Raw genomic sequence first — 26,652 nt, forward strand, 5'->3', positions numbered from 1 at the left:
GTCGCGGTCTTCGCGTCGATCTTCCTAATCTCGCAGTTCGTGCTGACCTTCGTCCTCGGCCGCCGCGCCGAGACGCGCGCGATCAACCGGCGCCTGCAGCTGCTGCGCTCGGGGATGAGCACCGAAGAGGTCTCGACCATCCTGCGCAACGACCTGATCGAGCGGCCGGGAGACGATGCAGGTCCGGTGGAACGATTGTACTACCGGTTCCAGCGGCTCGTCAGGATGGCGGCACTCAAGGCCGAACCGCGCAACGTCCTCGCCATCTGCATCCTCGCGTTCGTCGGGCTGGGCGCGCTGTTGCTGTTTCTGGCCTGGTCCAGCGGTCTGCAAATCAAAATTGGCGTCATTCAGTTTGTCATCACGATTTCGGCAGCGATCGCCATCGGCATCCCGCTCATGGTGATCAGTCGCATGGCGGAAAAGCGCCGTAAGAGAATGCAGGAGCAGTTTCCCGTCGCTCTGGACATCTTCGTGCGCGCCTTGCGGGCGGGGCACCCGGTTGCTTCAGCCATCGACCTTCTGACCAACGAGATGGAGGATCCCCTCGGCAGCGAGATGGGTCTCGTCGCGGATGAGGTGTCCTATGGCGCGAACCTGACCGATGCCCTTTCGGCATTGGCTGATCGCTGGGACCTGGACGACATTCGCATGTTCGTTGTTTCGCTTTCCCTGCAAAGCGAAACCGGCGGCAATCTTGCCGAGATCCTGGGCAACCTGGCCAGCGTCATCCGTGATCGGGCCAGCATGTACATGAAAGTCCGCGCGCTCAGTTCGGAAGGCCGAATGAGTGGATGGATGCTGACGGTGCTGCCAGTGCTGACTTTCGTATCGATGTTCCTTGTCAGCCCGCAGTTCTATTTCGAGGTGGCGACCGACCCGATTTTCATTTGGGGCTTCGGCATCCTGCTACTGATGTATTTCATCGGGGTCTACATGATCCGCCGCCTGATCGACCTCAAGGTGTGATGCCATGCTAGACTTGATCGCCTCAACCCCGGCCATCCGCTTTTCTGTCCTTATAGGCTTGTTCGCGCTCGTCGCCTTCGGCATCTGGTCCTTGGCCAATCTGGCCACGCGGCGCATGACCGTTCGCAGCGAATTGCGCGAGATCAGTGGCGGACCTGCCCACATTGAGTCCACCGAATCGCTGACCGCGCGAAACGATTCGGCCTGGATCCGCCTGGTCGACCAGATCGAGAAGGCCGGTCTCGACCTGTCGGACACAAAGAGCGACGCCTTGGTCGAGCGGCTCCGCGCAGCGGGCTACACATCGCCAGCGGCACCCCGGCTGTACACACTCATTCGCCTGGCGCTGGTGATCGCGCTGCCGACGCTGCTGGTGGTCTTTTCGCTCGCAAGCGGCCAGGAGCTCTCATATCTCAAGCTCTACATCTACGGATCGATTTTCGCCGCCATGGGGCTTTTCGTGCCGGCCCTGTTCGTGCGGGCCAAGGCCGATCGCCGGCGCGAGGAGATCATCAACGGCTTTCCGGACTGCCTCGATCTGATGCTGGTCTGCGTCGAAGCGGGTCTCGGGCTCGAGGCCGCGCTCGACCGCGTGGCCAAGGAGATGATCACCAGCCACCCGTTGGTTTCGGGCATGCTGGCCACGGCAACGCTGCGCCTGCGCGCCGGTGCCAGCCGCGAGGAAGCGCTCCGCCGCCTCGCCGACGAGGCCGGGGTCGACGAGATTCGCTCGTTCTCGACCCTGCTGATCCAGTCGGACAAGCTCGGAACGTCGATCGCCACCACCTTGCGCGTCTACGCTGCCGAAATGCGCGAGCGTCGCCGCATGCGGGCCGAGGAAAAGGCCCATCGCCTGCCCGTCCTGATCTCCATTCCGCTCGTAGTCTTCATGCTGCCGGTGATGATCGGCACCCTGATGCTGCCGGCAGCAATCCGCGTCGTTCGTCAACTGCTTCCTGCCTTGAACGGAGGGTAACATGACTATCCAACTGAAGTCCGTCCTAACGCTGGCGCTTGTCAGCTTTGCTCTGCCCGGCTGCAGCCTGTTCGGCGGCCCGAGGATGGCTGATCGCACCGGCAGCGAGCAACAAATGCAGGTCTCGGCCAAGGCGCTGGCTGCGCGGCCGGCCGCCTTTACCGACGCTGGCCGCCGGGCGCTGAATGAGGGCAGTGCGGGGCTCGCGATCGAAGCTTTTACGCGCGCGGTGACCAGCGGAGAGGCACCCGCACCCGCCTTCAACGGTTTGGGCGTGGCCTATGCGCGGATCGGACGAGTGGATCTTGCGCAACGCTATTTCGAACGCGCTGCGCAGGTCGATCCGGCCGATACCCGTTACCAGACGAACCTTGCCCGGCTGCTGCGCTCTCCGCTCTACGCCAAGCGTCACCAGGCCGACGAGGCCAATGCGATGCTGGCCCGGGCCGAGCAGGCGCGCTCTGTCGAAGAGCGTAGCCGCCAGGCCGCTGCGCCAGGACAATTGCAGCGCATTGGCGCCAACCAGTTCATGATCCGCACCGCACCGCTGGCCGCATCGGCGGGCCCGGTCCGCACCGCGATGGTCGTCGCCCGGACCAAGCCCAGGCTGGCAGATACCGCGTCGGTCGAAGCGAAGTTCGATTCCGCGATCGGCAAGGGCGAGGCGGCGGCTGCGCCGGCCGAAGACCAGCCGAAGTCGCGCACGGTCCTGTTCAAGCCGGCCGCGGCCGCGAAGCGTTGATGCGAGGTCACAGAGGGCAGACCCTCGGGACGCCTTTGCCATGAGTGCCGTCGAAATGCTTTTCGGCGGCACTCTGGCATTGGGTTGTGTCCTGGCCATGGTGTCCGATGCGCGCAGGCGCATGATCCCGAACCTGCTGTGCGGGCTGCTGCTGCTGGTCGGGCTGGCCTACGGATTCTGGCAGGAAGGCCTTGCCGGGCTTGGCTGGCACGCCGCGCACGCCGGCGTCGCGCTGCTCATCGGCATGACGCTCTTCGCGATCCGCTGGTTCGGCGGTGGCGACGGCAAGTTCTATGCCGCCTGCGCCGCCTGGTTTCCCCTGCAGAAGGGATTCCTGCTCGGATTCTGGATCGCACTGGCCGCCCTCGCCCTGGTCTTCGTCTGGTTCACCGTGCGCAAGTTGCAGGGCAAGCCGACCTTCACCCTGCGCGAAGGCAAATCGGCACAGCTGCCGTTCGGCATCCCGTTGGGTGTGGGCACCCTGATCACCTACGCGATGCAACTGCCGATCTGACCTGATCGCGCGCCTGCGGCACCTTGCCCGTCTGGCACTGACGACCTTGGCTGGCATCAATGGGGCCATCGCGCCCGGAGGCTCGGCTCGGTGGATCGCTCCGCATTGGTTTCCATTGAAACCGGTGCTAGGGCAGCGCCGTCCCCCCTGACGGAGTCCGCAATGCCCGCCCCGCTCGATCGTACAGCTCTGCGCCTTGCCTATCGCATGGACGAAGAGGCCTGCCTGGCGGAACGCCTGCGTCAGGCCGCGCCGGCCAGCGCGGTGCATGAAGGCGCCAGTGCGATCGCGGCAAGGCTGGTCGAGGGAGCCCGGTCGCGCAAGGCCAGCGGGCTCGACGCTTTCCTCCAGACCTACGGCCTCGGGACCGACGAAGGCATCGCCCTGATGTGCCTCGCCGAAGCGCTGCTGCGGGTCCCCGATGCGGCGACGGCCGACGCTCTGATCCACGACAAGCTGGCCCACATCGACTGGGGCGATCACCTCGGGGCGAGCGGCTCGACCTTCGTCAACGCCGCCACCTTCTCGCTGATGCTGACCGGCCAGGTGCTCGACCAGCGGCGCGAAACAGCCGGCGGTCTCAGTGCCTCGCTCAAGCGCGCGGTAGGGCGTCTTGGCGAACCCGTGATCCGGCAGGCGACCCTGCAGGCAATGAAGATCCTCGGCGGTCAGTTTGTCTTTGGCCGCACCATCGTGGAGGCTCTCGACCGTGCCGCACCCGAACGCAAGCAGGGGCTGACCCACAGCTTCGACATGCTGGGTGAAGCGGCAATGACCTTCGCCGATGCCGAGCGTTACCGCCAATCCTATGCTGCGGCGCTCGACCGGATCGCGCGCGAGGCCGGCGACGGCGTCGTCGGCTCGCCCGGCATTTCGGTCAAGCTGTCAGCGCTTCACCCGCGCTACGATTTCTTCCACGCCGGGGCTGCCACGGATGCCCTCGTGCCGATGCTCAAGGATCTGGCGCTCAAGGCGCGCAACGCCGACATCCACTTCACCATCGACGCCGAAGAGGCCGAGCGGCTTGAGCTATCCATGGACATCATCGAGGCGCTGGTCGCCGATGACGACCTGTTCGCCGGTGGCTGGCAGGGCTTCGGCCTCGCCCTGCAAGCCTATTCGAAGCGTGCCGTGCCGCTGGTCGACTGGGTCGCAGCACTCGCCCGCCGTCATGGCCGGCGCATCATGGTCCGCCTGGTCAAGGGCGCCTATTGGGACAGCGAGATCAAGCTCAGCCAGGTCGGCGGGCATGCCGACTATCCGGTGTTCACCCGCAAGGTCTCGACCGATGTGTCCTATCTGGCCTGCGCCGCCCGGATGCTGGCCGCCAGCGATGCGATCTACCCGGCCTTCGCCACCCACAACGCCTATACTATCGGGGCTATCAAGGCGCTTGCCGGCACGGCGCAGTTCGAGTTCCAGCGCCTCCACGGGATGGGCGAGGACGTCTATGCAGAACTGGCCCGCTACGAAGCCGACCATGGCAAGCCGCGCACCCCGGTGCGCATCTATGCGCCGGTCGGCGGGCACAAGGAACTGCTCGCCTACCTCGTCCGCCGACTGCTCGAGAACGGCGCCAACAGCAGCTTCGTAAACCGCATGGCCGATGCCGAGGTGCCGGTAGCCGAGCTGGTCGGCGATCCTGCAAAGGACCTTGCCGCGCTGTCGCCGCGGCGCAATCCGGCGATCCCCCTTCCCGGCGAACTGTTCCCCGGACGGACCAACAGCGCCGGTGTGGACCTGGCCGATCCATTGGTGCGCGGGCCCCTTGAAACCGTGCTGGGTGAACTGGCCAAGGTCGATACCTGGATCGCCGAACCGACTGCCATTTCGCAGACCTCAAGCAAAGGCGAGCTTCGCGAGATCCGCTCTCCGGCGACCGACGTTCTCGTCGGCACCTGCCGCGATGCGTCTCCCGGCGAGGCCGATGCAGCCATCGAAGCTGCTCTTGCCGCGCAACCGAAGTGGGACGCCCTGGGCGGCACCGCGCGCGCCGATCTGCTCGACAAGGTAGCCGACCTTTACGAGGAAAACCGCGACCTGTTCCTCTCGGTATGCCAGCGCGAGGCCGGCAAGACCCTGACCGATGCCGTGCTCGAACTGCGCGAGGCGGTCGACTTCCTGCGCTATTACGCGGCCGAGGCACGCCGCCTGTTCACGCCTGAGGGCGAGGAACTGCCCGGACCAACGGGCGAGAGCAACCGCCTGACTCTGCACGGCCGCGGCGTCTTCGTCGCGATCAGCCCGTGGAACTTCCCGCTGGCGATTTTCACCGGACTCGTCGCCGGTCCGCTCGCCGCGGGCAACACGGTGCTGGCCAAGCCGGCCGAGCAAACGCCGCTGATCGCCGGCTATGCCATCGACTTGTTCCACCAGGCCGGCGTACCCACGCAGGTGGTGCAACTGCTGCCCGGCGACGGGGCCGTCGGCGCCAGGCTGACCAGCGACCCGCGAATTGCCGGCGTTGCCTTCACCGGATCGACCGAGACCGCCCGCGCAATCAACCGCACCCTGGCCGAGCGCGACGGCCCGCTGGCCATCCTGGTCGCCGAAACCGGCGGTCAGAACGCGATGATCGTCGACAGCTCGGCCCTGCCCGAACAGGTCACCCGAGACGTCGTCGCAAGCGCCTTCCAGAGCGCGGGCCAGCGCTGCTCGGCGCTGCGCGTCCTCTATCTGCAGGACGACATAGCCGATGGCATGCTCGCGATGATCCGCGGCGCGTTCGACGCGTTGGTAATCGGCGATCCGGCCGACCTTTCGACCGATGTCGGCCCGGTGATCGATGCCGAGGCCAAAGCCGCGCTCGACGGCCACATCGCGGCCATGAAGGCGGCCGGACGCACGGTGTGGCAACGCGAGCTACCAGAGATTTGCGCGGCCGGCACCTTCGTTGTTCCGACCATCGTCGAGATCGATTCGATCGCCGACCTTTCGCGCGAGAACTTCGGTCCTGTGCTGCACGTGGTCCGGTTCGGCGCGGGCGAGCTCGACGCGGTGATCGATGCCATCAACGCCACCGGGTTTGGGCTGACGCTGGGCCTGCACAGCCGGATCGACGCCACCCGCCGCCGCGTCCAGGAACGCGCGCGGGTGGGCAACTTCTACGTCAACCGCAACCAGATTGGCGCCGTGGTCGGGAGCCAGCCTTTTGGCGGCGAGGGCCTTTCGGGTACCGGGCCCAAAGCCGGTGGCCCGCATTACGTTGCGCGGTTCGCGACCGAGCGGGTTGTCTGCATCGACACGACCGCAGCGGGCGGGAACGCCAGCCTGATGGCCGGCGGCGGCAACTGAGCGCAGAGGCCCTTGCACTCTTTAATCGCGCGGTTAACATGGCCGCCAAGGAGAGTGGCATGGATCAGGCAACCTACGCGCGTCTGCTGGCAAAGGCACAGCTGACCAAAGACCTTCACACGTTCGACGATTTTCTGACGTTCTGGGCCAAGGACCGACCCGATCGTGTAGCGCTCGAGGGCGATGACTTCACCCTGACCTATGCCGAAATGGAAGAGGCGACCGCCCGCGTGATCCACGCGCTGCAAGGCATGGGCCTCAAGAAAGGCGATCGCATCTGCTGGTTCGGCAAGAACAGCGCGACCTATTTCACCCTGTTCTACGGCGCGGCGCGCGCCGGGATCGTGATGGTCCCGATCGGCTGGCGCCTGGCCGAGCCGGAAGCAGCCTTCATCATCGACAACGCCGAGGCCAAGGCCCTGTTCCTGGGGGACGGGTTCGAAGCCTGCGCCGGGACGCTGGGCACACGCCCTGGCCTCGATCATTGCCTGACCGCCGAGGAAACCCGCGCAATCATCATGAAGGGCGAGCGCGGCGCGTTTGATCCTTCGGGACCAGACGAGGCGATCCTGCAGCTCTACACCTCGGGCACCACCGGCAATCCGAAGGGCGCCGTGCTGTCCAACCGCAACCTGTTCGGCCTGCGCAAGGCCGGCCTCGACAACCCGCCGCCGCATTCGCTGTGGGACGAGGACGAGGCCGTGCTGGTTGCGATGCCCTGCGCACATATCGGCGGCACGGGGCTGGGCATCGTCGCCTTGGCGGCGGGCCTGCCCGGAATCGTGCTGACCGAGTTCGAGCCGACCCGCGTGTTCGATGCGGTCGAGAACCGGGGCGTGACGCGCTTCTTCATCGTACCGGCGGCGCTGCAGATGCTGCTCAACCACCCCGACTGCGCGAAGACCGATTTCAGCCGGATCAAGTACATCATGTACGGTGCCAGCCCGATCCCGCTCGAGCTGCTGCGCCAGTGCATAGCGATGTTCGGGGCAGAGTTCGTCCAGAACTATGGCATGACCGAAACTACCGGCACGATCTGCGTCCTCCCGCCCGAAGACCACACCGTGGAGGGCAATCCGCGCATGCGTTCGGCCGGCAAGCCGCTTCCGGGCGTCGAGCTGATCATTCGCGGCGCCGATGGCAAGGAAGTGCCCACCGGCGAGATCGGCGAGATCGTCACCCGGTCGTCATCGAACATGCTGGGTTACTGGAAACTGCCCGAGGCGACGGCGAGCACAATGGACGCCGACGGTTGGGTGGCGACGGGCGACGTCGGCTACAAGGACGCCGATGGCTACGTCTACATGTACGACCGCGCCAAGGACATGATCATCACCGGTGGCGAGAACGTCTATCCGGCTGAGGTCGAGAGCGGCATCTATGGCCATCCCGATGTGCTGGAAGTCGCCGTGATCGGCGTGCCCGATCAGAAATGGGGTGAGGCGGTGAAGGCGATCTGCGTGCCCAAGCCCGGCGCCTCGATCGATCCGGATTCGGTGATCGGCTGGGCGCGTGAGCGGCTGGCGGGGTTCAAGGTGCCCAAGAGCGTCGACGTGATCGACGCCTTGCCCCGCAACCCCAGCGGCAAGATCCTGCGCCGCAGCCTGCGCGAGCCCTACTGGGAAGGGCGCGAACGGCAGATCAACTGACCGGGATGGCGACGATCCGCACGATCGGCCCGGAACTGACCCCGGGTTCGGGTCGGAACGTCGCCACGATCCGGCCACGCGCGATAAGCCCTTCGTAGTTGGCGACCTCCTGCGGATAGTCGCTGCGCTCGGCCAGGTAGCGGTCGTATTGCGTGAGGATCGCGTAGTCGACTTGGCAGGTGTTCGTCCGCGCCGGATCGAGCGTTCCGTAATCGACGTTGGCGCGATTGCCGCGCCCGGCCTCGACCTGGTCATAGCGGACCTTGCCCCGCATCCAGTCGTTGGCGTTGACGCAGCCGACGTGTCCGAGCGGAAAGAAGAAGGTCCACGGCTCGTGCAGCACCTCGAAAGCGAAATGCTCGACCAATACGCGCGATCCGGGCTGGAAATGCGCGCGCGCCCAGGCTGAAGCCTGCTGCCGCGTGTCGTTGTTGCGCGCACGGTTCTGCAGCGCGGTCTGCCAGGCCGGCTGGATCAGTAGCGCGCCGACGACCAGCGCGATGGCCGCGCTTCGCCTGTTGTGCTGTCCGGCAACAGAACTGATCAGCCGCTGCGCCCCTGCCCCCGCCAGCAGCGCCGACAGGACGAAGACCGGAAGGGCCCAGCGTTCCCACACGAGGTGCTGGACGACCAGCAGGATGGAAAAGCCGAACAGCGGCGGGGTGATCACCGCGGCCGCCCGGTTGTCCTTTGCCATCAGCCCCAGGCCGAGCAGCGACAGTGCGAACCCTGCGAACCCGAGCGCGGTCAGGATCGGCCCCGACACATACCACCGAGCGTTCCACCACGGCGTACCGCCCGGCACGCCGAGGTGACGCACTTGCGCCTCGCCGGCGACGTGCCGGATCACTGTGCCGAAGTCGATGACCAGGTAGGGGAACAGGACCGCGAGGAAAGCGAGGGTCAGCGCGCCATAGCCAAGCATATGCGCAAGGCGATCGCGCAAGGGTCGCGAAATGGCGCCATCGGCGAACCACAGCGCCCCGGCCCCGGCAAGAGCAGTCATGGCGAAGGGCCACTTGCTGGCGATCGCCAGCGCAGTCCACAGCGCGCAGAGCGCGATGTCGCGCCGCCGCGTGCTGCCAGCCGCAATGCGCTGCGCCGAAAGCAGCGCCAGCAGCATCATGAAGCAGGCGACGATGTCCGAGCGGATGACCTGCGACCACGCGACGAAGACCGGGCTGACCGCGACCAGCCCGGCGCTGGCCAGGCCCGCCGCACGCCCCCACTGGCGCGCCGCGAACAGCCCCGCGCACAGCACGGCGCCGAGCGAGCACAGTACCATCAGGACGCGCCCCGGCAGCATCAGCAGGGTCGGGTTGTCGTAGGCGGCAGCGATGAACTGCTGGGTCCCTTCGAACATACCGCCCAGATAGCCGACGACGAAGACCAGCACGTTCGACAGGGCCAGACCGTACATTGTCGTCAGCGCAGGGTGCCCGAACCAACCGGGATTGAGCGAGGCCGTGGTCAGCATCTTTATCGCGCCGAGCTGAAAGGTCAGCTCGTCGGGATCGTTGATCCCCGGCAGCCCGGACGACAGGCTCCACAGCCTCAACGTCACGGCGACAGCCGCAATGGCCAGCGGCGCCAGCCAGCGCCACCGCCCTGCCCCCGATGCGTCGATCATGCGCCGTTCCGCGGCGGCGCCGGCCGTGCCACCATCGGCAGCAGCGGCGCATCCCTGCGAAAGCGCCAGCGACGCGACCAGCCATCGGCGCGGACATCCTTCCACACGGTCACCACCGTCAGCGCCGACAAGGCATAGGCGATCGTCATGATAAGCAGCGGCCGAATGAACGGACCGAGCGTCACGTAGTAATTGATCATCGTCGACGTGCCCCCGCCGAAGTAGGTCTCGCGCGGCATTGGAAAGGTCTTGTCGATAACGATGTCGAGCGGGACCGCGAGGATATAGCACATGGTGATCGCCCACCGCCGCGCGACGCCACGCCATGGTTCGAGCAGGACGAAGAGCATGAAATACATCATCGTGTAGCCCCCGGGCTCGGTCGTGATCAACGCCAGCAAGATACCAAGCGTAACGACCCGATAGGTCGGTACGACCTCGGGCCGGATCGCCGTGGCGGCAAGCGCCATCACGATGCCCCCCTGCGCGCTCAGGACCAGCAGCGGAAGGATGAACTGAGCTAGGTCTACATTGCGCGAACCGATCAGCCCGGCCAGCGGGAACGTCCCTTCGTTGATCAGTTTCAGAATGGGCTGGTAAGTGGTCGTATACCACTGGTCGAGGACCTGCCCGGACGGAAGCTGGGCGAAATCGCGAATGTTCTCGAAGATCTCGGCCGGTGTGCCTCTGCCCAGGATCGCGTAACTGGCCATGTAGACGAGTACCACCGACAGCAGCGCGCATTCCGCCCAGCGCCACCTGCGCTTCAGGATGAGCATTGCCGGCGCAACGATCAGGTAGACCTTCAGGTTCACGGCAAGACCGACCGCGAGCCATTTCAGCCGAGCCGAGCGGAGCAGCGGCGCCACGCCGAGCACCAGGAAGGTGAAGGACAGCATGACCAGGTTGCCGCGCTCCAGCGCGTAGGCCATCGGCATGCCCAGACCAAGGCAGATCGTGCGCGGGATGGCCGTAGCCCGGTCGTTCTTGCGGTAAACCCGCCAGACCAACCACAGATTGAGGAAAAAGATCGCGAAGATCATCACCACGCCCAGCCAGTCGCACGAGCGTGCGGCAAGACCAGCGGAGAAGTCGTAGCTTCGGCGATCGGGATAGCAGGAATCGATGCCGAGGAACCGGATCAGCACGAAGGACAGCGGCGGATAGACCGTCTTCCAGGTGTCGTAGCTACCCGGCTGCCGTGCCCAGAAGGCGGTGTTGAACCAGTCTGCGAAGGTATCGTCGGGTTCGTAGAAGAACGGCGGCGGCAGATAGTTGTTCTGATAGAGATAGGCCGCGCAATAGATCAGGCCGGCAATCACGCCCGAAGCCATGATCCATTCGGCCCGCGACCGCACCGCCAGCAGGACGACGAGCTGTTTCAAGTCGCCGCAGTCCGGTTGAAAACCAGCCGCTTGAGCAGCAGGTAGTTGAGCGCCGATACGATCACGATGGTTGCAAGGCCGGCCCCGTAGGGCGACGCGATGAACCGGCTAAGCCCCGCCAGGATTGCCACGCTCATCACGTAGTTGAGCGCGTAGGACAGCACGAAGCGACCCTTCGATCCGACCCGGTCAGCGAAGGTAATGCGGCTGAACGTGAAATAGTTGAAGGCCACGCCCAGCACGTGCGACAGGGCCTGTGCCCCGTACATGTTCATGCCCAGCGCGACGAGCCCGGCAAACAGCCCATATCCGAAGGCGGTGTTGACCACGCCGTTGAAATAGTACCGGATCACCCGGCCGAGCTCCGTCCACCGCGCTTCGACCGCCACGATCAACCTCTCTGATCGAAGTTGATCCGCTCGCGCTCGATCACCAGCGGCTGGTTGCGGGTGCGTTCGGACACCAGCGCGGTCTGCACGCCCAGGAGGCCGAGAAACAGGAACAGCAGGAAGAACTGCCCCTGCAGCATAGCCGCAAAGAGCCAGAGCTGCCACGAGTAGCCGGTAAAGGCCGCGACAACTGCGCCGATCAGGCAGACGAGTGTCAGCAGTCCGACGAAGAACGCCACGTAGAGCGGCGCCCGCAAGAGCTTCTTCGACGAACCGGCCAGGCCGTTCAGCGCGAAGTCGAGCAGCGAGAAGAAATTGTTGTTGGAACGCCCACCTGCGCGTGCCGGGCGCTTGTAGGGGATCTGCTCGATCGAATAGCCGGTCTCGACCAGAAGGCCGCGGAAGAACGGTTCCGGCTCGTTAAGGGCACGGATGGAATCGACCACGCGGCGGTCGTAAATGCCGAAGCCCGTTGCGTTGGGAATAATGGGATAGTCGCCGATCGCGGCCTGGACCCGATAGGAAAGCCCCCGGAAGAAAGTGAGGAGGGCTCCGGACTTCTCCTTTTCGCGCACGCCCAGGACGATCTGCGTCCCGGCCCGCCAGCGCCGTACGAACTCGGGAAGTAGCGCCGGCGAATCCTGGAAATCCGAACACATCGAGATCACGGCATCGCCGCTCGCAGCATAGATACCGTGCGTGGGAGAGCGCATCTGCCCGAAATTGCGCGTGTTGACGATCAGCTTGATCCGCGGATCGCGCGCGCACATCCCCTTCACGATCTCGACCGTGCGGTCGCTCGACTGGTTGTCGATGAAGATCAGTTCGAACGATTCGCAGACGGTCTGCAGTTCGGAGATAACGGCCGCCGCAATCGCCTCGACATTCGCTTCTTCGTTCCGGCAGGCCAGAACGACGGAGATTTCTGGACGCACGTCAGGCCTCCTGGGGATCGGCGTGCAGTTCGCGATACCGCAGCGCGCCCACAGGCGGCCGCAGGCGGTAGAACTCGATCGCCAGCCACAGCAGCAGCAACACGATCGCACCCGCCAGAGCCGGCAGGCGATACTGCCGATCGGTGTCGACGTAGGGCGGTTCGAGCACCCGCATGTTCGCGGTCGACGTCAGGTCTTCCACCGCAGTACCCTGAAGGTAGCGCATGTAGCTGTCGTAGAGCGCCTTGGAGATGCCCAGTTCACGCTCGAGCTTGAACAGCTGGCTCGACTGGGTGACGAGGCGACCCACGCTTTCCGAGCTGCGAGGATCGGTGGTCTTGGCTTCGGCCAGCTGGGATTGCAGTGTGTTCATTTCAGCCAGCAACTGCTTCACCATCACGTTCTGGTCGGTGAACATTTCCCGCGCCGCGTCGATCTGGACCTGCTTGGCCTTGATGGCGACTTCCAGCTTGGGCACGCGTTCGCCGATCGCCTCCATCGATGAGCGCGGATCTGCATAGCGCGCGCGCAGGCGGAAATTGTCGAAATCGGCCTGCGCCTTTGCCAGCCTGTCTGACGCGTCGGTCGTCAGCTTGAACAGCACGTCACGCTTGTAGGCGGTCTGTCCGCGGCTGATTTCCGCCAGCCGGGACTGTGTCTCGGTGACATAAGCTCCCACGATAGTGCGTGCGAGATCCGCATCGGCCAAGGACATTTCGATGCTGATGATCCCGCCCCGCAGCGAGCGGATGGTAACGCGGTCTTCCAGCCAGCGGTGAAGCTTGAGGTCATTCGACTGGTTGAGCCGCTGTTCGAGCTTGGCGACCTTGATCACCCCCTCGCGCACCGCGACGCTCTTGGCCACGCGCATCGCCACTTCGACCGCCGCCTGGTTGCCGAAAACGCTGTTGAACGCGCCAAGCTGACCAAGCGTACCACTGAGGCCGAGGCTTTCCGGATCGGCCGGGGTCAACGACGTGGCCGCACGGTAGCGTTCGGGAAACACAGCGAGAAGCAAAAGCGCGACGATCGGCGGCAGGAACACCAGTGCACGCCACTTGAATCGGGCAAACCACCGAAATTCGGCGAAGGTACCGATGAACGAGCGAGGCGGCGTCATTTGGTCACCGAGATAACGGTCGCCGCGCTCAGGCTGAGCTGGAACAGCGTCTGCACGACGTCCTTGAACTTGCTCCAGAACGTGCTGCCCTGGGTCCGAACCGGAACGAACACGACGTCGCCGGGATTGGCCGGTGCATTCATCGCACCACGCTTGCGTGAGAGGACTTCGCCGTTGGCGCGGACGACGAATATGTCGCCCTTGTCAGCCGCGCGTATCGTCCCGCCGGCCAGGTCGACATAGTCCTTGATCCGGTAGTCACGGCTGTTGGAGATCAGGAACGACGCGGGCCTGTAGACCGCGCCGAACACGCCGACCGTTGTCGGGCGGGCCGGGATGTAGAGTTCGTCGTTGTTTTCCATCCGCACCGGACCAGGCAGCACCGCATCGGCTATTCCGATGGGCATGACGATGCGGCCATCCGGCTCGGCCTTCTTGAGCTGTTCGAGCACCGCGCGCGCACCAGCGATCTGGGCCTGGCGATCGGCCAGGCTCAGCGTGGTGTCGGAGGTCAGCGGCGCAGCGGACAAGCTGAGTTCAAGCTGCTGGATCGCCTCGCGGTAGCTGACCTGCTGTTGCTGTTTGACCGATTGCCGGGTCAGGCGGGTGCCATAGACAAAGGCGCCCGAGGTCAGCCCGCCGGCGCGCGCGATGATCTGGTCGAGCGTGCTGTTGGGCGGGACATAATAGATGCCGGGCTTCCCGACCTCGCCCTCGACCCTGACTAGAACGGACTGCTTGTCGAGCGGCTGGATGAGACTGCCGGTCGAAAGTGCCTGGATGATGTCGCCCGTGCTTACCGTGGTGGCTGCGGCCTCGGCGCGCGACAGTTCACGCGGCCCCGGATCGACGCTGCCGTCAATCCGGTAGAGGACCACGCGGCTTGCGTCGCCAAGCGTGTTGGTGCCGCCGGCCGCGGCGAGCATCTGCTCGACCGATTCGCCCGGCAAGGCTTCGTAGATCGCCTCCTGCTGGACGCTGCCGATGATCGCGACTTGCTTTCCGGCAGGCGGAATGAACAGCACGTCCTCGTTTTCCAGGACAAGGTCGTTCACCCGGTTGCCCCCGCGAAGCAGTTCGTAGAGATCGAAGTCACCCACTTGCCGGCCGGACCGGTAAAGCTTGACCGAGCGGAAGCTGCCTCCGGAGGACGGGCCGCCGGCCTGCAGGACTGCGTTCGCCATCGTCGACAGGCTGCTGACCGTGAAAGCGCCGGGGTTGTTGGCGAAGCCGGTGACATAGACGCGGATCCCCCGCAGGCTTGCGACCGAGACCGAGACGGTGAAACCGCGGTACTGCGTGCCGATCGCGCGGGCCAGGACATCGCGCAGGTCGTCGTGCCGCACGCCGGCAACTCGCACTGCGCCGATCCCTTCCAGATAGATCTTGCCATTGGTGTCGACTGTGCGGCGAACGCTCCCGTCAACCGAACCCGACAGCGAGACGACGATCGTATCGCCAGGACGCACGACATAGCTGCCCGGCACGGTCGAGGTAGCCGGCAGCGCGAAGTCACGGTTCGAGGGGACCAGCAGGTCGGCGCCGAACCGCGGCAACTTGCGGCCGAGGATACGCTCGATATACTTTTCGAACTCGCCCGGTTCCGCCGGGGGCTTGGTCAGCAAGCCGCTATCGGTTTGCCGCAACTGATCGCTCGACAAGGTTTGGCGCGACGTGTCGGCGATGGTGCGCGGACCGATCAACGTGCTGTCGGCTGACGATGAATCGTCGCCTTGCGATGAACTGCCGGTCGCCGTGCCGCTGCTCGAACCGTCCTGCGACTGTTGCGATTGTTGCGCTTGCTGCGCGGCTGCGACGCGCGGATCGATCGTTTGCTGCGCGTTCGCTGGTGACAGCGGCATGACGGCCAGGGCCAAGATCCACGCCAGGCGGGTCCGCAATGCATTTGTCGTGAACATCTTGAAAAACTCAACCCTCATCAGTGCCGCTGCCGCGGCCCCCGGCTTTCGCCGAAATATTGTTGCCCGCACTAGACGCGAATCGACCCTGCTTCAAGCGAGGCAAGAAACCGTGCAGTTTCACGCACTTGTTCGGGCAAGCCGATATGTTCCAGACCGTTCTTCCGCAGCAGGGCCAGCCAACCGGGGTGGTCGCCGCAATAGCGGTTGGGAGGAGTTTCGGTGATCGGCCGGCCGGTCGCCTCGCCGCCCAATTCCTCGGCCACGATCCGGGCAACATGGCCCAGCTCCAGCGGCTCCCCTCCGCTGTCGAATCGCTGCACCGCCGGTCCATCCGCGGCCAGCAGCTGGCCGAACGCCACCGCGACAACTTCCTTGACCGCGACATAGCTGCGCCAAACCTCCCGCGGGGCGCGCACGGCGATCGGATCGGACCGCAGCGCGCTGATGATGAAGTTCGCGAGAGCGTATGTATCGTGCTTGTTGATGAACGGGCCCGAAACGGAATAGATGCGGCAGATCGCCGCGCGCCGCCGCGTTGGGTCCGCGTCGGCCCAGCCTGCGAACAAGTCCTCATCGTCGCGCTTGAGCCGGCCGTAAAGACGCAGGTCCTCCAGCGATTCGACATCGTCGGCAAAGGCCGCCGCGCCGGAACTGGCGATGAACAACCGGTCGACGCCGATCGGTGCAAGCGCATCGTAAACCTGGCGCGCCAACGCCTTGTTGGCCTCGACGTAGGCCTCGCGCGACATGCCGGAAACCTTGTCCTTGGTCAGGAAGGCAAGGTGCAGCAGCAGCGAGGTCCGTTCGGGCAGGTCCGCCAGCGTCGAGAGCGCACGCTGCACAACGGTCCGACCCGAGGGAAGCATCACGGTCCGCTCGGCCGAACCGACACAGACCAGCCGATCGGCCACGGCGTCGCCCAAGGCTTCGTCAAGCAGGGCGCAGACCGTCTGGCCGATCCAGCCGCTCGCGCCGACCAGCACGATGCGGCGCGAATCCGCGCGCAGGGCAGTACGAATTGCAGGTGGCAGGCTGATCGGCACGGCGGTCATGGTCGGCCCCTTGTGCGACTTACGTCTTGAGCGACAGCGCTTCGAGATAGTCCACTTCCGGAGTCATACGGTCGATGGGGTTCGATTCCATCGAACCCGATGCCGTTATGCGGCTGGAGATCTTGGGGAAGTAGGTCTGCTCCGGATCGATCGGTACGATGAACGCGGCGACACCCGGCGCGTCGAACAGCTCGCGCATTTCCGCATCTTCGGTGAAGTCGAGCGGCAGACGCAGCACCGGAATATCCCAGGCGGTGAACAGGTTGTCCCACTTGGGCAGGCCCAGCCCCGAGGGCTGGTCGCAGCCGAGGTACTTGCCGTTGAAATAGCTGCGCTGGGTCATCCGGATCGAAGCGTGGCCCTGATCGTCGAAAATGAAGATCTTGAGGTTGAGGCCGTTGATCGCCGCCGTGCCCAGTTCCTGCATGTTCTGCGCAAAGCCGCCATCGCCTTCGATCAGGATGGTGCGACGCCCCTTTCCGGCAATCGCCGCGCCGATCGCGCCCGACAAGCCATAACCCATCGAGGCCAGCGACTTGTCGGTGATCATCCGCTGCCCCAGCTTCTGCTTGTAGAGCTGCATCGACAGCGTGAAGGCGCTGCCGCTTGAACAGGGGATCACCAGATCGTCCGGCCGGGTCAGCGTTTCGAGCCGGACGATGAAATCGTAGGGCGAGAGATAGCCTTCACCGGTGTTGTTGACCGGCTCGACCCGCGGAACCGCCTGGCGCACCGACTGCGCCCAGGCCAGCCAGTCGGGCTTGGCGGGCAGATCGTGCGCCACCAGCCGCTGGAGGAAATCGTTGGCATCGACGTTGAGCGCCAGGTCGACGCGGGGGTGGCCCTTTTCCAGCTCGGCCGGATCGATCTCGACCTGGACGACGTGGGCGTCACGGCCGAACTCCTGCCAGTTGAAACCCGTCTGCTGCATGCCCAGCCGGGTCCCGACCGCCACGATGAGGTCGGCCTGCTGAATGATGATATTGCTGCTGCGCTGGCCCCAGGTGTTGGGCCGGCCGAGGTAGTTGGGCGCGTCGCCATCGAAACGGTCGGCGCCATTGTAGGTCGTCATGACCGGCATCTGCAGCGCGTCGATCCGGCTGCGCAGCGCGTCGACCGTGGCGTATTCCACTCCGCCGCCGACCAGCAGGACCGGGCGGCTGGCCTTGGTCCACAGGTCCGCGACCTGGTCGATCTTGTGTTCGGATGCGGTCGGCAGGCCCGGTGGGGCAATGGCTGGAAGCGCCGCTTCCTCGACCGTAGCGGCCTGAATGTCGAGCGGGATCTCGAGGAAGACCGGTCCCTTGCGCGGGGTCCAGCTGACCGAGATCATCGCCAGGAATTCTTCCGCCGACACGACGCGGTCGAGCCGTTCGGCGAGCTTGGTGGTCGAGCGGACCAGTTCGACCCCGTCGACCTCCTGGATCCCGCGCGACCGCAGCTTCTGGCGCGCCAGGTCGGCAGTCTTGACCTGGCCGCCGATGACCAACAGTTCGCGGCTTTCCAGCCAGCAGCCGCTGATGGCGGTGATGATGTTGGTCAGCCCGGGCCCGGCGGTCACCAGCGCCAGCGCCTTGGCGGGCGCCGCGATCACGTTGAAATATTCGGCCGCGATGCCGGCCGCCACCTCGTGGACCACCGGCACGCCGGTCAAGTAGCGGTCGAGGCTTTCGGTGAGGTGCATGATGTTGCCCCCGCCGACGTAGAAATAGTGCGTGTACCCGGCGGCCTTCAGCCACTGGCCGATCTGGTCGGAATACTTCATGCAGCGTCCTTGTTGGCCAGCGACAGCAGCGAAGAGATGATGGTGTGGATCTGGTTGGCCGAAAGGCTGCCGGGGGTCCCCCGATCGTAACCCCAGTCGGCGTGCAGCGGGAGGTGGATCTCGCCCTCGAACGGTTCGAGATGGCTGTTCATGTCATCGACGTAGACGATCAGGAACTTGCCCTGGTCGAGCCAGTGCTGGCTTTGCGCCACGGCGAGTTTGGATCCCAGCCGCCGGATATCCTCCTGGCCGAAGATCTCGATGTTCTCGGTGCCGTGGAACGCCAGCGCCTGGCGGATCGAGGCGACGTTGCGGGTCGACAGGATCGAGAACCGCCCGGGATATGCGGCAAAGAGCGGCTTGAGCAGGAAATAGAAGTCATAGGGCGGCATGACCTTGGGCCAGTCCGGATTCTCCATGATTTCGCGCCGCGCCTCGAAAAAGTCGCGAGCAAAGGCCCAGTCGTCCTCGTTCGGCGCGACATCGGGCAGCGCGGCGGGCGGGATCGCCCCCTTTGCCGTGTAAAGCCGGTTGTACTGCCACGCATCCGTCACGACGCTGCGGAAGGCCAGGAACTCGTCATAGGGGATATCCTGGCGAAAGCCCTCACGGCCCTGGGTGGCCTTGTTGGCCACGGTGTAGGCCTCGAACGCGCTGTTGAACAGCACGCCATCGAAATCGAGGACGAACTTGATTTCCATCAGAGCCTCGCGTTCAACGCGGCAGTGCGGCTGCGCGCGCCATCGGCAATCGCACCAAAGGCCTCGACCTGCATGTCGAGCAGCGCCTGCTCGACCGCAAAGGCATCGGCAAGGGCGCCGTCTTCGAGGAACTTGGCGACCGGCATGACGCATTTGCGCGTTTCGACGCAGGCGATCAGATCACGCAGCTCATCGTCCTCGCGCAGCACGGCAAAGGTTTCAGCGTTGACCGTCCCGCCCATCGTTGTGGCGAGGCCGCGAGCCTTGGCCGCGCGGGCAACGGTCTTCACCATCGCCAGGGTTTCGGCGCAGTTGACACCGGAGCCGCCGAAGCTGGCGGTCAGGTCGCTGCGACCGACGGTGACTTCGGAAAGCTTGACCCCGGCGTCGAGGATCGCCTCGATCCGGTCGACCGCGGTCTCGGTCTCGATCGTCACTCCGACGTGGTCGAACGCGCCTTCGGGCAGCATGTCCTGGTACTTCTTCATCGCAAAAGCGCTCTCGATCATCGGCGCGACGATGCTGCGGATGCCCTGGTGCATCAGGAAGCGCATGTCGGACTTCGCCTCGCACCCGCCGATCTTGACGAGGTAGGGCAGGCCGTTGCGGGCCGCGAAAGCGGCCTCGGCGGCAACGGTATCGCGGGTCAGGCCTTCGGCTTCGAACTCACCTTTGAGCGAAACGATACGGGAAAAATTCATCGGTACTCCCAACGGAATCTGGTTTTTCTTAGACGCGCTTGCCGGCGAGGAATTCGCGCACGGTATCGGCGACATATTCGACATGCGCTTCGCCGATGCCCGGGAACAGGCCGATCCAGAAGGTCCGTTCGGTAACGATGTCGGCATTGGTCAGGTCGCCCACGACGCGCACGTCGCGACCCTTCATGTAGGGCTGGCGCAGCAGGTTGCCGCCGAACAGCAAGCGGGTGCCGATCTTCTTGGCATCGAAGTACTGGGTCAGCTCCTCGCGCACGAAGGGCGCCCCTTCCCGCAGGGTCAGCGGGAAGCCGAACCAGCTGGGCTGGCTGTTGGGGGTCGCTTCGGGCAGGATGAAGACGTCCTCGAACTCACGGAAAGCCTCGGTCAGCAGCGCGAAATTGCGCTGGCGGGCGTCGATGAAGCCATCGAGGCGATCGAGCTGGGCGACGCCGACAGCGGCCTGCATGTCGGTAATCTTGAGGTTGTAGCCGCAATGCCCATAGGTGTACTTGTGGTCGTAACCCATCGGCAGCGAGCCGAGGCGGCGACCGAAGCGCTTGCCGCAGGTGTTGTCCATGCCGGGTGCGCACCAGCAGTCGCGGCCCCAGTCGCGCATCGATTCGATCACGCGCTTCAGGCGCGGCTTGTCGGTGAACACCGCCCCGCCCTCGCCCATGGTGATGTGGTGCGCGGGGTAGAAGCTCAGCGTGCCGATGTGGCCGAAGGTGCCGACATTGCGACCGTCATAGGTCGCACCAAGTGCGTCGCAGCAATCCTCGACGACCCACAGGTTGTGCTTTTCGGCGACGCGCATCACTTCGCCCAGGTCGAACGGGTTGCCCAGCGTGTGGGCGATCATGATCGCGCGGGTCCGGTCCGAAACCGCCGCTTCGATCATGTCGGGCTTGATGTTGTAGGTCGGAATGTCGACGTCGACGAAGACGGGCTTCAGGCCGTACTGCAGCGACGGGTTGACCGTGGTCGGGAAGCCGGTCGCGACGGTGATCACTTCATCGCCAGGCTGCAGCGCATCGGCGCGGAAATAGTGCGAGGTGAGCGTCGAGAGCGCCAGCAGGTTGGCCGACGAACCCGAGTTGGTCGTCAGGGCGTGCGCAACGCCGATCCGCTTGGCCAGGCGGTCTTCGAACTCGGTGTTGAAGCGGCCCGTGGTCAGCCAGAAATCGAGCGCGGAATCGACCAGCGAACGCATGTCGCTGGCGCCGTAGACCTTGCCCGAGACCGGCACCGGGCTTTCGCCGGGCACGAAGGGTTTGGGCGCGTGGAACCGATCGGCGTATTCGCCGGTGAGGTTCAGAATCAGTTCGCGCAGCTGGGCTTCGTCGCATTCCTGGGCGATCGTCGCCAGATTGCTCAGCACGGTGTTGTCGTTCATCGGTCTGGGGAGTCCTTGATCTATGCAGCCACTCGGGCCTGGTAATCGGCCAACTGGGCGAGCGAAACGGCCCGGGCATCTTCGCCCCCGGCCACGGCCTTGTGCCATGAGACTATACGGTCGAGCGCCGTGTCGAGCCGCCATGCCGGACGCCAGCCTAGCTCGCGTCGCGCCTTGCTGCAATCGAGCCGAAGCAAGGTGGCTTCATGCGGGCGCGGACCATCGACAGTGTGCCAATTACCGCTGCCCCAAGTCTCGACCATACGGTCGGCAATCCAGCTGACCGGCTGCGTATCGTCGTCGGCCGGACCGAAGTTCCATCCGTCGGCAACGGGACGTTCACCGCCGTGGAGCCGCTCGGCAATCATCAGATAGCCGCCCAGCGCCTCGAGCACATGCTGCCAGGGGCGGACCGAATCGGGCGAGCGAATCGCCACGGATTGTTCGCTGACCAGGGCGCGGATCATGTCGGGGATCAGGCGGTCCTTCGCCCAGTCGCCGCCGCCGATCACATTGCCTGCGCGCACCGAGGCGACCAGCGGGCCGTCCCTGAAGAACGAGCGCCGATAGGAGGCGATGACCAGTTCGGCCGCGCCTTTGCTCGCGCTGTATGGATCATGCCCGCCCATCGGATCGGTTTCGCGATAGGGCCAGACCCACTCGCGGTTCTCGTAACACTTGTCGCTGGTCACGCAGACCACGGCGCGCAGGCCTTCGGCGCGCCGGCACGCGTCGAGTACATGGACGGTGCCTTGTACGTTCGTCGCGAAGGTTTCGGCCGGCTGCTCGTACGACAGCCGCACCAGCGGCTGGGCCGCAAGGTGAAACACGATTTCGGGCCGGGCCGCGGCGAACACCGCATCCACTACCTCCGGATCGCGGATGTCGCCCTCGTGATGGTCGACCAGCTCGGCGATCCGCGCCTGTTCGAACAGGCTGGGCCGTTCGGCGGCCAGGGCCAGCCCGGTCACCTTGGCACCAAGCTGGTCCAGCCACAGCGCAAGCCAGCTGCCCTTGAACCCTGTGTGCCCGGTAACGAGAACCCGACGGTTGCGCCAGAAGGCCGGATTTACCAGACCTTCCACGGCGCGCCTTTCTGCCACAGGGCCTCCAGATGCTGCTTGTCGCGCAGCGTATCCATCGGCTGCCAGAAGCCTTCGTGGTGATACGCGTGAAGCTCGCCATCGGCGGCAAGGCGTTCGAGCGGCTCGCGCTCCCAGATGGTTTCGGGGGCATCGATCAGGTCGATCACCGACGGGTCGAGGACGAAGAATCCCCCGTTGATCAAGCCGCCGTCGCCCGCCGGCTTCTCGGTGAAGCTGGTGACACGGTTTTCGTCCAGATCGAGCGCACCGAACCGCCCCGGAGGTGCAACGGCGGTGATGCTCGCCTTGCCGCCGTGCGCTTTGTGAAAGGCCATCAGCGCGGTGATGTCGACATCGGACACGCCGTCGCCATAGGTCAGGCAGAACGGCTCGTCCGGCTTGAGGTAGGGGCTAATCGCCTTGACCCGGCCGCCCGTCTGCGTGGTGGCGCCGGTATCGACCAGGGTTATGCGCCAGGGTTCGCTTCGCTGGCGATGGACCTCCATCGCGTTCTTGTTCAGATCCAGCGTAACATCGGCCGAATGCAAGTAATAGTTGGCGAAGAACTCTTTGATAAGATAGCCCTTGTAGCCAAGGCATATCACAAAGTCGTTCACGCCGTGCGCCGAGTATATCTTCATAATATGCCAAAGTATCGGCATTCCGCCAACTTCGACCATCGGCTTCGGCCTAACCTGCGTCTCTTCACCCAGACGTGTGCCGAGCCCACCAGCCAGAATTACTGCTTTCATGAGCGACTAAACTGCCATAATTAGTTGAAATAGTTGAATAATTACGAACACGGACGGCCCGTCAATATTCACACCGCAGATTGCGACAAGACCTTTAGGTGACCGGTTGTGCAATTGCAATATGCAGAACCGATCTCTATTCGCTGGGATAGCCCTAGCGAACACTAGTGATCGCTTGGACGGCGAAGTCTTTTACGGCTCGGGCAGATTGTATGCCTTCGGTGCCCCCGCACCGCCCCGATGCAACGTGACGATCCAAAATCAATCCCTTGCAGGACGCGCCGCGCGGTCAGCGCATGCGCGGAATGCAGCGATCGGGTGCGATTCCGGCAAAGGACCGGCAGTCATACAGCACGATTTCCGCTCCAGAAGGGTCGCGGGAAAAACTGAATGCAAGTGCGGCGCGCGAGGCCGGCGGAATGGGGAAGCGTGCCGGGATCGCCGTTGCTTCGAGCCAGCCCAGCACGCGGCAGGTCGGTGCCGTGCCGCATAGCTTTCGAGCCCCGGCCACAGCTTGCTCGGGATCGCTGCTCGACAAGAGGAGGAAGTTGCCCCGGCCGCTTGCGTCGCGAACCTTGACTTCGCCGCCGGCAACCTTCGGGGTCCCGGGAGGCAAAGGCGCGAAGGACGGGAGCGATGCCGGCACCGGGCTTTCGCCTCCGCCGGCCAGTCCAGCCATGTCCGGCTCGGCCCCGCGATAGGCGATCCGCATCGCAGCAGGCGTGCCCCAGTAACCCGGCCAGCGGAAGAACAGATGGGTATCGACCTGGGTCAGCTTGACGAGCTGCGGGCTCCAGTACGGATAGACCCAGTCGGTATGGTAATGGGTGGCGTTGCCGACCTTGGCAAAGACCTGGCCGCGCAGCATCGCCGTGGCCCGGGCGCGGGCGCGATCCCAGGCAATCTGACTGTACTGTCGGGTCAGCGATCCGTCGCAGGTGAAGGTAAACTGGCATCCGGTGCTGCGGTCCGCACCTTCGAACACGACGCCGCAGATCGTCTTGGCAAAGGCGGGATGTCGAACTCGGTTGAGGATGACCTGCATCACCGCTCGCTGGCCATCGTCAGATGGGCCCGCCTCGGCCATGGCGGCCAGCGCCAGGCACTCACGCGCGCGGTCGAAATCGCTGCCCATTGTCGTCAGGCGGAACGGCGGCGCAGGTTGCACCGTGCCGGGGAAGAACGGATCTGCCGCATTCCGCTTGCGGGCTTCGTCGGCCGGCAGGCCCTGGATGTCGGCAAGAACCGGCGCTTCGCCCGGCTGGCCCGGCAAGGCGCTGATCGGGGTGTCCGGCGATGTGATCACCGGGCGTGCCTGTTCGGCGGCGACCAGCGTCATGGCCGTCGCGATCGCGACAAGAAGCGCAACGCAAACGGCAAGGATCGACGATACTCGCCCGCGGGCACCGATCATGAATGCAATGGGCCCTTTCGCTAGTCGCCGGGCTGCGGACTATTCCGGGCTAGATAGGTCTGGCAGGAGCCTGCGGCAACCTTGCACGAGGCTCAACGCCTTGTCCGCTCGAATGTCCCGAGCCCCCGGTCGGTCCCGCAAAGCCTGTCCCAGTACCGGAAGTACAAGCCGTAGTTGCCGTCATAGCGCTGATGGTGACGCTGGTGATGGCTGGCTGTTATGATCCAATCGCCGGCTCGCCCCTCGACCAGACGGCGCGGGAACATCTCCCAGCCCATGTGGTTCGTCACCCCCATGATCGTCATCACCAGCAGGAGCAGGCCGACCACGCCGACATGGAGCGGCACCAAGAAGACGAGGGCGGGCACGAAAAACGCCATTGTCAGAGCCTCGCTGGGATGAAAGCTCATGGCCGCCCAGGCCGTCGGTGGACGGCTGGCATGGTGGACCGCATGCATTATCCGGAACAGCGCGCGCCGATGCATCAGACGATGCGTCCAGTAGAACCACGCGTCCTGCAGCACGAGGGCGAGGACCAGACTGAGCGGCAACCACCACAGCGGATAGGCCTCGATGTCGTTGTATATCCGGGTCAGGCCCTTTGCCTGCCAGGCCCAGGCCGCGAGCCCGGCCGGCACGCCGTAGACGATCGCACTCAGCAGGGACCACCGGATCTCCGCCCCGATCTGGCGCGAGAGCCCATGATGCAGCCCGGGGATCAGCCGATTGCCGAACCACGCGAAACCGCCGCTAGTCACAAGGTAACGCACGGCGACGATCGCGCACATGGCAGCAATCGCGGCAAGCGGGCCTGACCAGGCGAAGGCAGAGGATCCGGTCATGGTCCAGCGACTTACCAGCGCATATCGTCCTTGGCGACCGCGGCTTGAACCAGGACGGTGCATGTGAGCGCTGGGCAACAAAAAACCCCGCCGAAGCGGGGTTCTGTCTGGTTGCGGGGGTAGGATTTGAACCTACGACCTTCAGGTTATGAGCCTGACGAGCTACCGGGCTGCTCCACCCCGCGTCACCATCGGCGGACGTTAACGCGCCGCCATGAACTGATCGCCCATCTAGGACGAAACTGTTCGGACACAAGCCCAGAGACACGAAAAGGGCCGCGAACGGCCCTTTGCGGTTGGGCAGATGCCCTGACATGTGAATGGGTTTTCCGTACCCGCCGGCTGTAATGCCTGGCGACGTCCTACTCTTCCAACGCTTGAGCGGTAGTACCATCGGCGCTGTCAGGTTTCACGGCCGAGTTCGAGATGGGATCGGGTGGGTCACTGACGCTATGGCCACCAAGCAATAAAGCAGGCGGATACGGGCTTTAATCGATGCACTCTTGTGTGCTTTTAGGGCGTATCTGGCTGATATCGTCCGACAATCGCAGACAGCAAGGCTGTCATTGATGGTGGGATTCATCAAGCATGATCAGAGTTATTAGGACCGGTTAGCTCCACACATTACTGCGCTTCCACATCCGGCCTATCAACGTCGTGGTCTACGACGACTCGAAGATACCTAATCTTGAGGGAGGCTTCCCGCTTAGATGCTTTCAGCGGTTATCCCGTCCATGCATAGCTACCCTGCTGCGCTCCTGGCGGAACGACAGGTACACCAGAGGCATGTTCACCCCGGTCCTCTCGTACTAGGGGCAACTCCTCTCAAGTATCGACGCCCACGGCAGATAGGGACCAAACTGTCTCGCGACGTTCTGAACCCAGCTCACGTACCACTTTAATTGGCGAACAGCCAAACCCTTGGGACCTGCTCCAGCCCCAGGATGTGATGAGCCGACATCGAGGTGCCAAACGATTCCGTCGATATGAGCTCTTGGGAATCATCAGCCTGTTATCCCCGGCGTACCTTTTATCCGTTGAGCGATGGCCCTTCCACGAGGGACCACCGGATCACTATGACCGACTTTCGTCTCTGCTCGACTCGTCAGTCTCGCAGTCAGGCAGGCTTATGCCATTGCACTCTAACAGCCGGTTTCCAACCGGCCTGAGCCTACCATCGCGCGCCTCCGTTACTCTTTAGGAGGCGACCGCCCCAGTCAAACTACCCGCCACAGAGGGTCCCAGCGCCGGCTAACGGCGCGTGGTTAGACATCAGAAAACAGCAGGGTGGTATTTCACCTATGGCTCCACATCGGCTGGCGCCAATGCTTCAAAGCCTCCCACCTATGCTACACAACTCTTTCCTAATGCCACTCTGAAGCTGCAGTAAAGGTGCACGGGGTCTTTCCGTCTAACCGCGGG

Annotated in this window: 21 protein-coding genes, 1 tRNA gene and 2 rRNA genes (1 of these 24 cut by a window edge); 6 read left to right on the plus strand and 18 right to left on the minus strand. The window is 64.5% G+C overall.

The genetic code is table 11. The features are described from left to right. The first annotated feature begins 39 nt into the window (after positions 1–39). The 6 genes from B0I00_RS10475 to B0I00_RS10500 all read left to right on the plus strand — a co-directional run bounded on the left by B0I00_RS10475 (position 40) and on the right by B0I00_RS10500 (position 8,144). On the plus strand, positions 40–969 hold the full coding sequence (locus B0I00_RS10475) for a type II secretion system F family protein (protein ID WP_232730195.1): 930 nt from the start codon (positions 40–42) through the stop codon (positions 967–969). Positions 970–973: 4 nt separating this feature from the next. Continuing rightward, a complete protein-coding gene (locus B0I00_RS10480; RefSeq protein WP_100867355.1) occupies positions 974–1,945 on the plus strand; it encodes a type II secretion system F family protein in 972 nt (323 codons plus the stop codon). A gap of 1 nt (position 1,946) precedes the next feature. Next, complete coding sequence (locus B0I00_RS10485) at positions 1,947–2,687, plus strand: tetratricopeptide repeat protein (protein WP_100867356.1); 741 nt, start codon at positions 1,947–1,949, stop codon at positions 2,685–2,687. A 40-nt stretch (positions 2,688–2,727) separates the two neighbouring features. After that, positions 2,728–3,201 carry an A24 family peptidase gene (locus tag B0I00_RS10490; RefSeq protein WP_100867357.1) on the plus strand — a complete coding sequence of 158 codons (474 nt, stop codon included), beginning with the start codon at positions 2,728–2,730 and terminating at the stop codon, positions 3,199–3,201. Between the two features lie 162 nt (positions 3,202–3,363). Further along, positions 3,364–6,495, plus strand: a complete 3,132-nt coding sequence (putA, locus tag B0I00_RS10495) for a bifunctional proline dehydrogenase/L-glutamate gamma-semialdehyde dehydrogenase PutA (protein WP_100867358.1) — start codon at positions 3,364–3,366, stop codon at positions 6,493–6,495. Between the two features lie 59 nt (positions 6,496–6,554). Then, entirely contained in the window at positions 6,555–8,144 is a 1,590-nt protein-coding gene (locus tag B0I00_RS10500; RefSeq protein ID WP_100867749.1) for a fatty acid--CoA ligase, read from the plus strand. Here B0I00_RS10500 and B0I00_RS10505 read toward each other — a convergent pair. From B0I00_RS10505 to B0I00_RS10585, 18 genes are all read right to left on the minus strand, one after another. Further along, positions 8,137–9,774, minus strand: a complete 1,638-nt coding sequence (locus B0I00_RS10505; RefSeq protein ID WP_157812534.1) for an ArnT family glycosyltransferase — start codon at positions 9,772–9,774, stop codon at positions 8,137–8,139. The genes B0I00_RS10500 and B0I00_RS10505 overlap by 8 nt on opposite strands. Beyond that, on the minus strand, positions 9,771–11,159 hold the full coding sequence (locus B0I00_RS17045) for a glycosyltransferase family 87 protein (protein ID WP_157812535.1): 1,389 nt from the start codon (positions 11,157–11,159) through the stop codon (positions 9,771–9,773). The genes B0I00_RS10505 and B0I00_RS17045 overlap by 4 nt, the downstream gene beginning before the upstream one ends. Beyond that, a complete protein-coding gene (locus tag B0I00_RS10510) occupies positions 11,156–11,548 on the minus strand; it encodes a GtrA family protein (RefSeq protein WP_157812536.1) in 393 nt (130 codons plus the stop codon). The genes B0I00_RS17045 and B0I00_RS10510 overlap by 4 nt, the downstream gene beginning before the upstream one ends. Before the next feature lie 2 nt (positions 11,549–11,550). After that, positions 11,551–12,483 carry a glycosyltransferase family 2 protein gene (locus B0I00_RS10515; protein ID WP_232730196.1) on the minus strand — a complete coding sequence of 311 codons (933 nt, stop codon included), beginning with the start codon at positions 12,481–12,483 and terminating at the stop codon, positions 11,551–11,553. A gap of 1 nt (position 12,484) precedes the next feature. Further along, positions 12,485–13,603, minus strand: coding sequence for a GumC domain-containing protein (locus B0I00_RS10520; RefSeq protein ID WP_100867361.1), 1,119 nt, complete (start codon positions 13,601–13,603; stop codon positions 12,485–12,487). Beyond that, positions 13,600–15,543 (minus strand): SLBB domain-containing protein, encoded by a 1,944-nt coding sequence (locus B0I00_RS10525; protein WP_100867362.1) that lies wholly within the window; start codon positions 15,541–15,543, stop codon positions 13,600–13,602. Before B0I00_RS10525 ends, B0I00_RS10520 begins: the two co-directional genes overlap by 4 nt. 50 nt (positions 15,544–15,593) lie before the next feature. Continuing rightward, a complete protein-coding gene (locus B0I00_RS10530) occupies positions 15,594–16,577 on the minus strand; it encodes an NAD-dependent epimerase/dehydratase family protein (protein WP_100867363.1) in 984 nt (327 codons plus the stop codon). Between the two features lie 19 nt (positions 16,578–16,596). Next, the gene (locus B0I00_RS10535; RefSeq protein ID WP_100867364.1) at positions 16,597–18,342 is read right to left on the minus strand and encodes a thiamine pyrophosphate-binding protein; all 1,746 of its coding nucleotides are present in this window, start codon (positions 18,340–18,342) and stop codon (positions 16,597–16,599) included. Further along, on the minus strand, positions 18,339–19,043 hold the full coding sequence (locus tag B0I00_RS10540; protein ID WP_100867365.1) for a hypothetical protein: 705 nt from the start codon (positions 19,041–19,043) through the stop codon (positions 18,339–18,341). The genes B0I00_RS10535 and B0I00_RS10540 overlap by 4 nt, the downstream gene beginning before the upstream one ends. Further along, positions 19,043–19,744 (minus strand): aldolase/citrate lyase family protein, encoded by a 702-nt coding sequence (locus B0I00_RS10545; protein WP_157812537.1) that lies wholly within the window; start codon positions 19,742–19,744, stop codon positions 19,043–19,045. The genes B0I00_RS10540 and B0I00_RS10545 overlap by 1 nt, the downstream gene beginning before the upstream one ends. A 28-nt stretch (positions 19,745–19,772) precedes the next feature. Then, the gene (gene rfbH / locus B0I00_RS10550) at positions 19,773–21,137 is read right to left on the minus strand and encodes a lipopolysaccharide biosynthesis protein RfbH (RefSeq protein WP_100867367.1); all 1,365 of its coding nucleotides are present in this window, start codon (positions 21,135–21,137) and stop codon (positions 19,773–19,775) included. A gap of 20 nt (positions 21,138–21,157) precedes the next feature. Continuing rightward, on the minus strand, positions 21,158–22,222 hold the full coding sequence (rfbG, locus tag B0I00_RS10555; protein ID WP_232730197.1) for a CDP-glucose 4,6-dehydratase: 1,065 nt from the start codon (positions 22,220–22,222) through the stop codon (positions 21,158–21,160). Continuing rightward, complete coding sequence (rfbF, locus tag B0I00_RS10560) at positions 22,207–22,974, minus strand: glucose-1-phosphate cytidylyltransferase (RefSeq protein ID WP_100867368.1); 768 nt, start codon at positions 22,972–22,974, stop codon at positions 22,207–22,209. Before rfbF ends, rfbG begins: the two co-directional genes overlap by 16 nt. Before the next feature lie 289 nt (positions 22,975–23,263). Then, the gene (locus B0I00_RS10565; RefSeq protein WP_100867369.1) at positions 23,264–24,388 is read right to left on the minus strand and encodes a cell wall hydrolase; all 1,125 of its coding nucleotides are present in this window, start codon (positions 24,386–24,388) and stop codon (positions 23,264–23,266) included. 92 nt (positions 24,389–24,480) lie between these two features. Further along, complete coding sequence (locus B0I00_RS10570) at positions 24,481–25,230, minus strand: sterol desaturase family protein (protein WP_100867370.1); 750 nt, start codon at positions 25,228–25,230, stop codon at positions 24,481–24,483. Positions 25,231–25,338: 108 nt separating this feature from the next. Continuing rightward, positions 25,339–25,415: transfer RNA gene (locus tag B0I00_RS10575), tRNA-Met, on the minus strand. 164 nt (positions 25,416–25,579) lie between these two features. Beyond that, positions 25,580–25,694: ribosomal RNA gene (gene rrf, locus B0I00_RS10580) — 5S ribosomal RNA — on the minus strand. Positions 25,695–25,811: 117 nt separating this feature from the next. Further along, positions 25,812–26,652 (minus strand): 23S ribosomal RNA (locus tag B0I00_RS10585); it runs 1,950 nt beyond the window's last position.

It is taken from the genome of Novosphingobium kunmingense, assembly GCF_002813245.1.
GTDB classification, from domain to species: domain Bacteria; phylum Pseudomonadota; class Alphaproteobacteria; order Sphingomonadales; family Sphingomonadaceae; genus Novosphingobium; species Novosphingobium kunmingense.

Excerpts from the sequence above, each read along its gene's own strand:
- B0I00_RS10480 (WP_100867355.1), top strand. The coding sequence starts at position 974 with ATGCTAGACTTGATCGCCTCAACCCCGGCCATCCGCTTTTCTGTCCTT.
- B0I00_RS10485 (WP_100867356.1), top strand. The coding sequence starts at position 1,947 with ATGACTATCCAACTGAAGTCCGTCCTAACGCTGGCGCTTGTCAGCTTT.
- B0I00_RS10490 (WP_100867357.1), top strand. The coding sequence starts at position 2,728 with ATGAGTGCCGTCGAAATGCTTTTCGGCGGCACTCTGGCATTGGGTTGT.
- putA (WP_100867358.1), top strand. The coding sequence starts at position 3,364 with ATGCCCGCCCCGCTCGATCGTACAGCTCTGCGCCTTGCCTATCGCATG.
- B0I00_RS10500 (WP_100867749.1), top strand. The coding sequence starts at position 6,555 with ATGGATCAGGCAACCTACGCGCGTCTGCTGGCAAAGGCACAGCTGACC.
- B0I00_RS10505 (WP_157812534.1), bottom strand. The coding sequence starts at position 9,774 with ATGATCGACGCATCGGGGGCAGGGCGGTGGCGCTGGCTGGCGCCGCTG.
- B0I00_RS10520 (WP_100867361.1), bottom strand. The coding sequence starts at position 13,603 with ATGACGCCGCCTCGCTCGTTCATCGGTACCTTCGCCGAATTTCGGTGG.
- B0I00_RS10525 (WP_100867362.1), bottom strand. The coding sequence starts at position 15,543 with ATGAGGGTTGAGTTTTTCAAGATGTTCACGACAAATGCATTGCGGACC.
- B0I00_RS10530 (WP_100867363.1), bottom strand. The coding sequence starts at position 16,577 with ATGACCGCCGTGCCGATCAGCCTGCCACCTGCAATTCGTACTGCCCTG.
- B0I00_RS10535 (WP_100867364.1), bottom strand. The coding sequence starts at position 18,342 with ATGAAGTATTCCGACCAGATCGGCCAGTGGCTGAAGGCCGCCGGGTAC.
- B0I00_RS10540 (WP_100867365.1), bottom strand. The coding sequence starts at position 19,043 with ATGGAAATCAAGTTCGTCCTCGATTTCGATGGCGTGCTGTTCAACAGC.
- B0I00_RS10545 (WP_157812537.1), bottom strand. The coding sequence starts at position 19,744 with ATGAATTTTTCCCGTATCGTTTCGCTCAAAGGTGAGTTCGAAGCCGAA.
- rfbH (WP_100867367.1), bottom strand. The coding sequence starts at position 21,137 with ATGAACGACAACACCGTGCTGAGCAATCTGGCGACGATCGCCCAGGAA.
- rfbF (WP_100867368.1), bottom strand. The coding sequence starts at position 22,974 with ATGAAAGCAGTAATTCTGGCTGGTGGGCTCGGCACACGTCTGGGTGAA.
- B0I00_RS10565 (WP_100867369.1), bottom strand. The coding sequence starts at position 24,388 with ATGATCGGTGCCCGCGGGCGAGTATCGTCGATCCTTGCCGTTTGCGTT.
- B0I00_RS10570 (WP_100867370.1), bottom strand. The coding sequence starts at position 25,230 with ATGACCGGATCCTCTGCCTTCGCCTGGTCAGGCCCGCTTGCCGCGATT.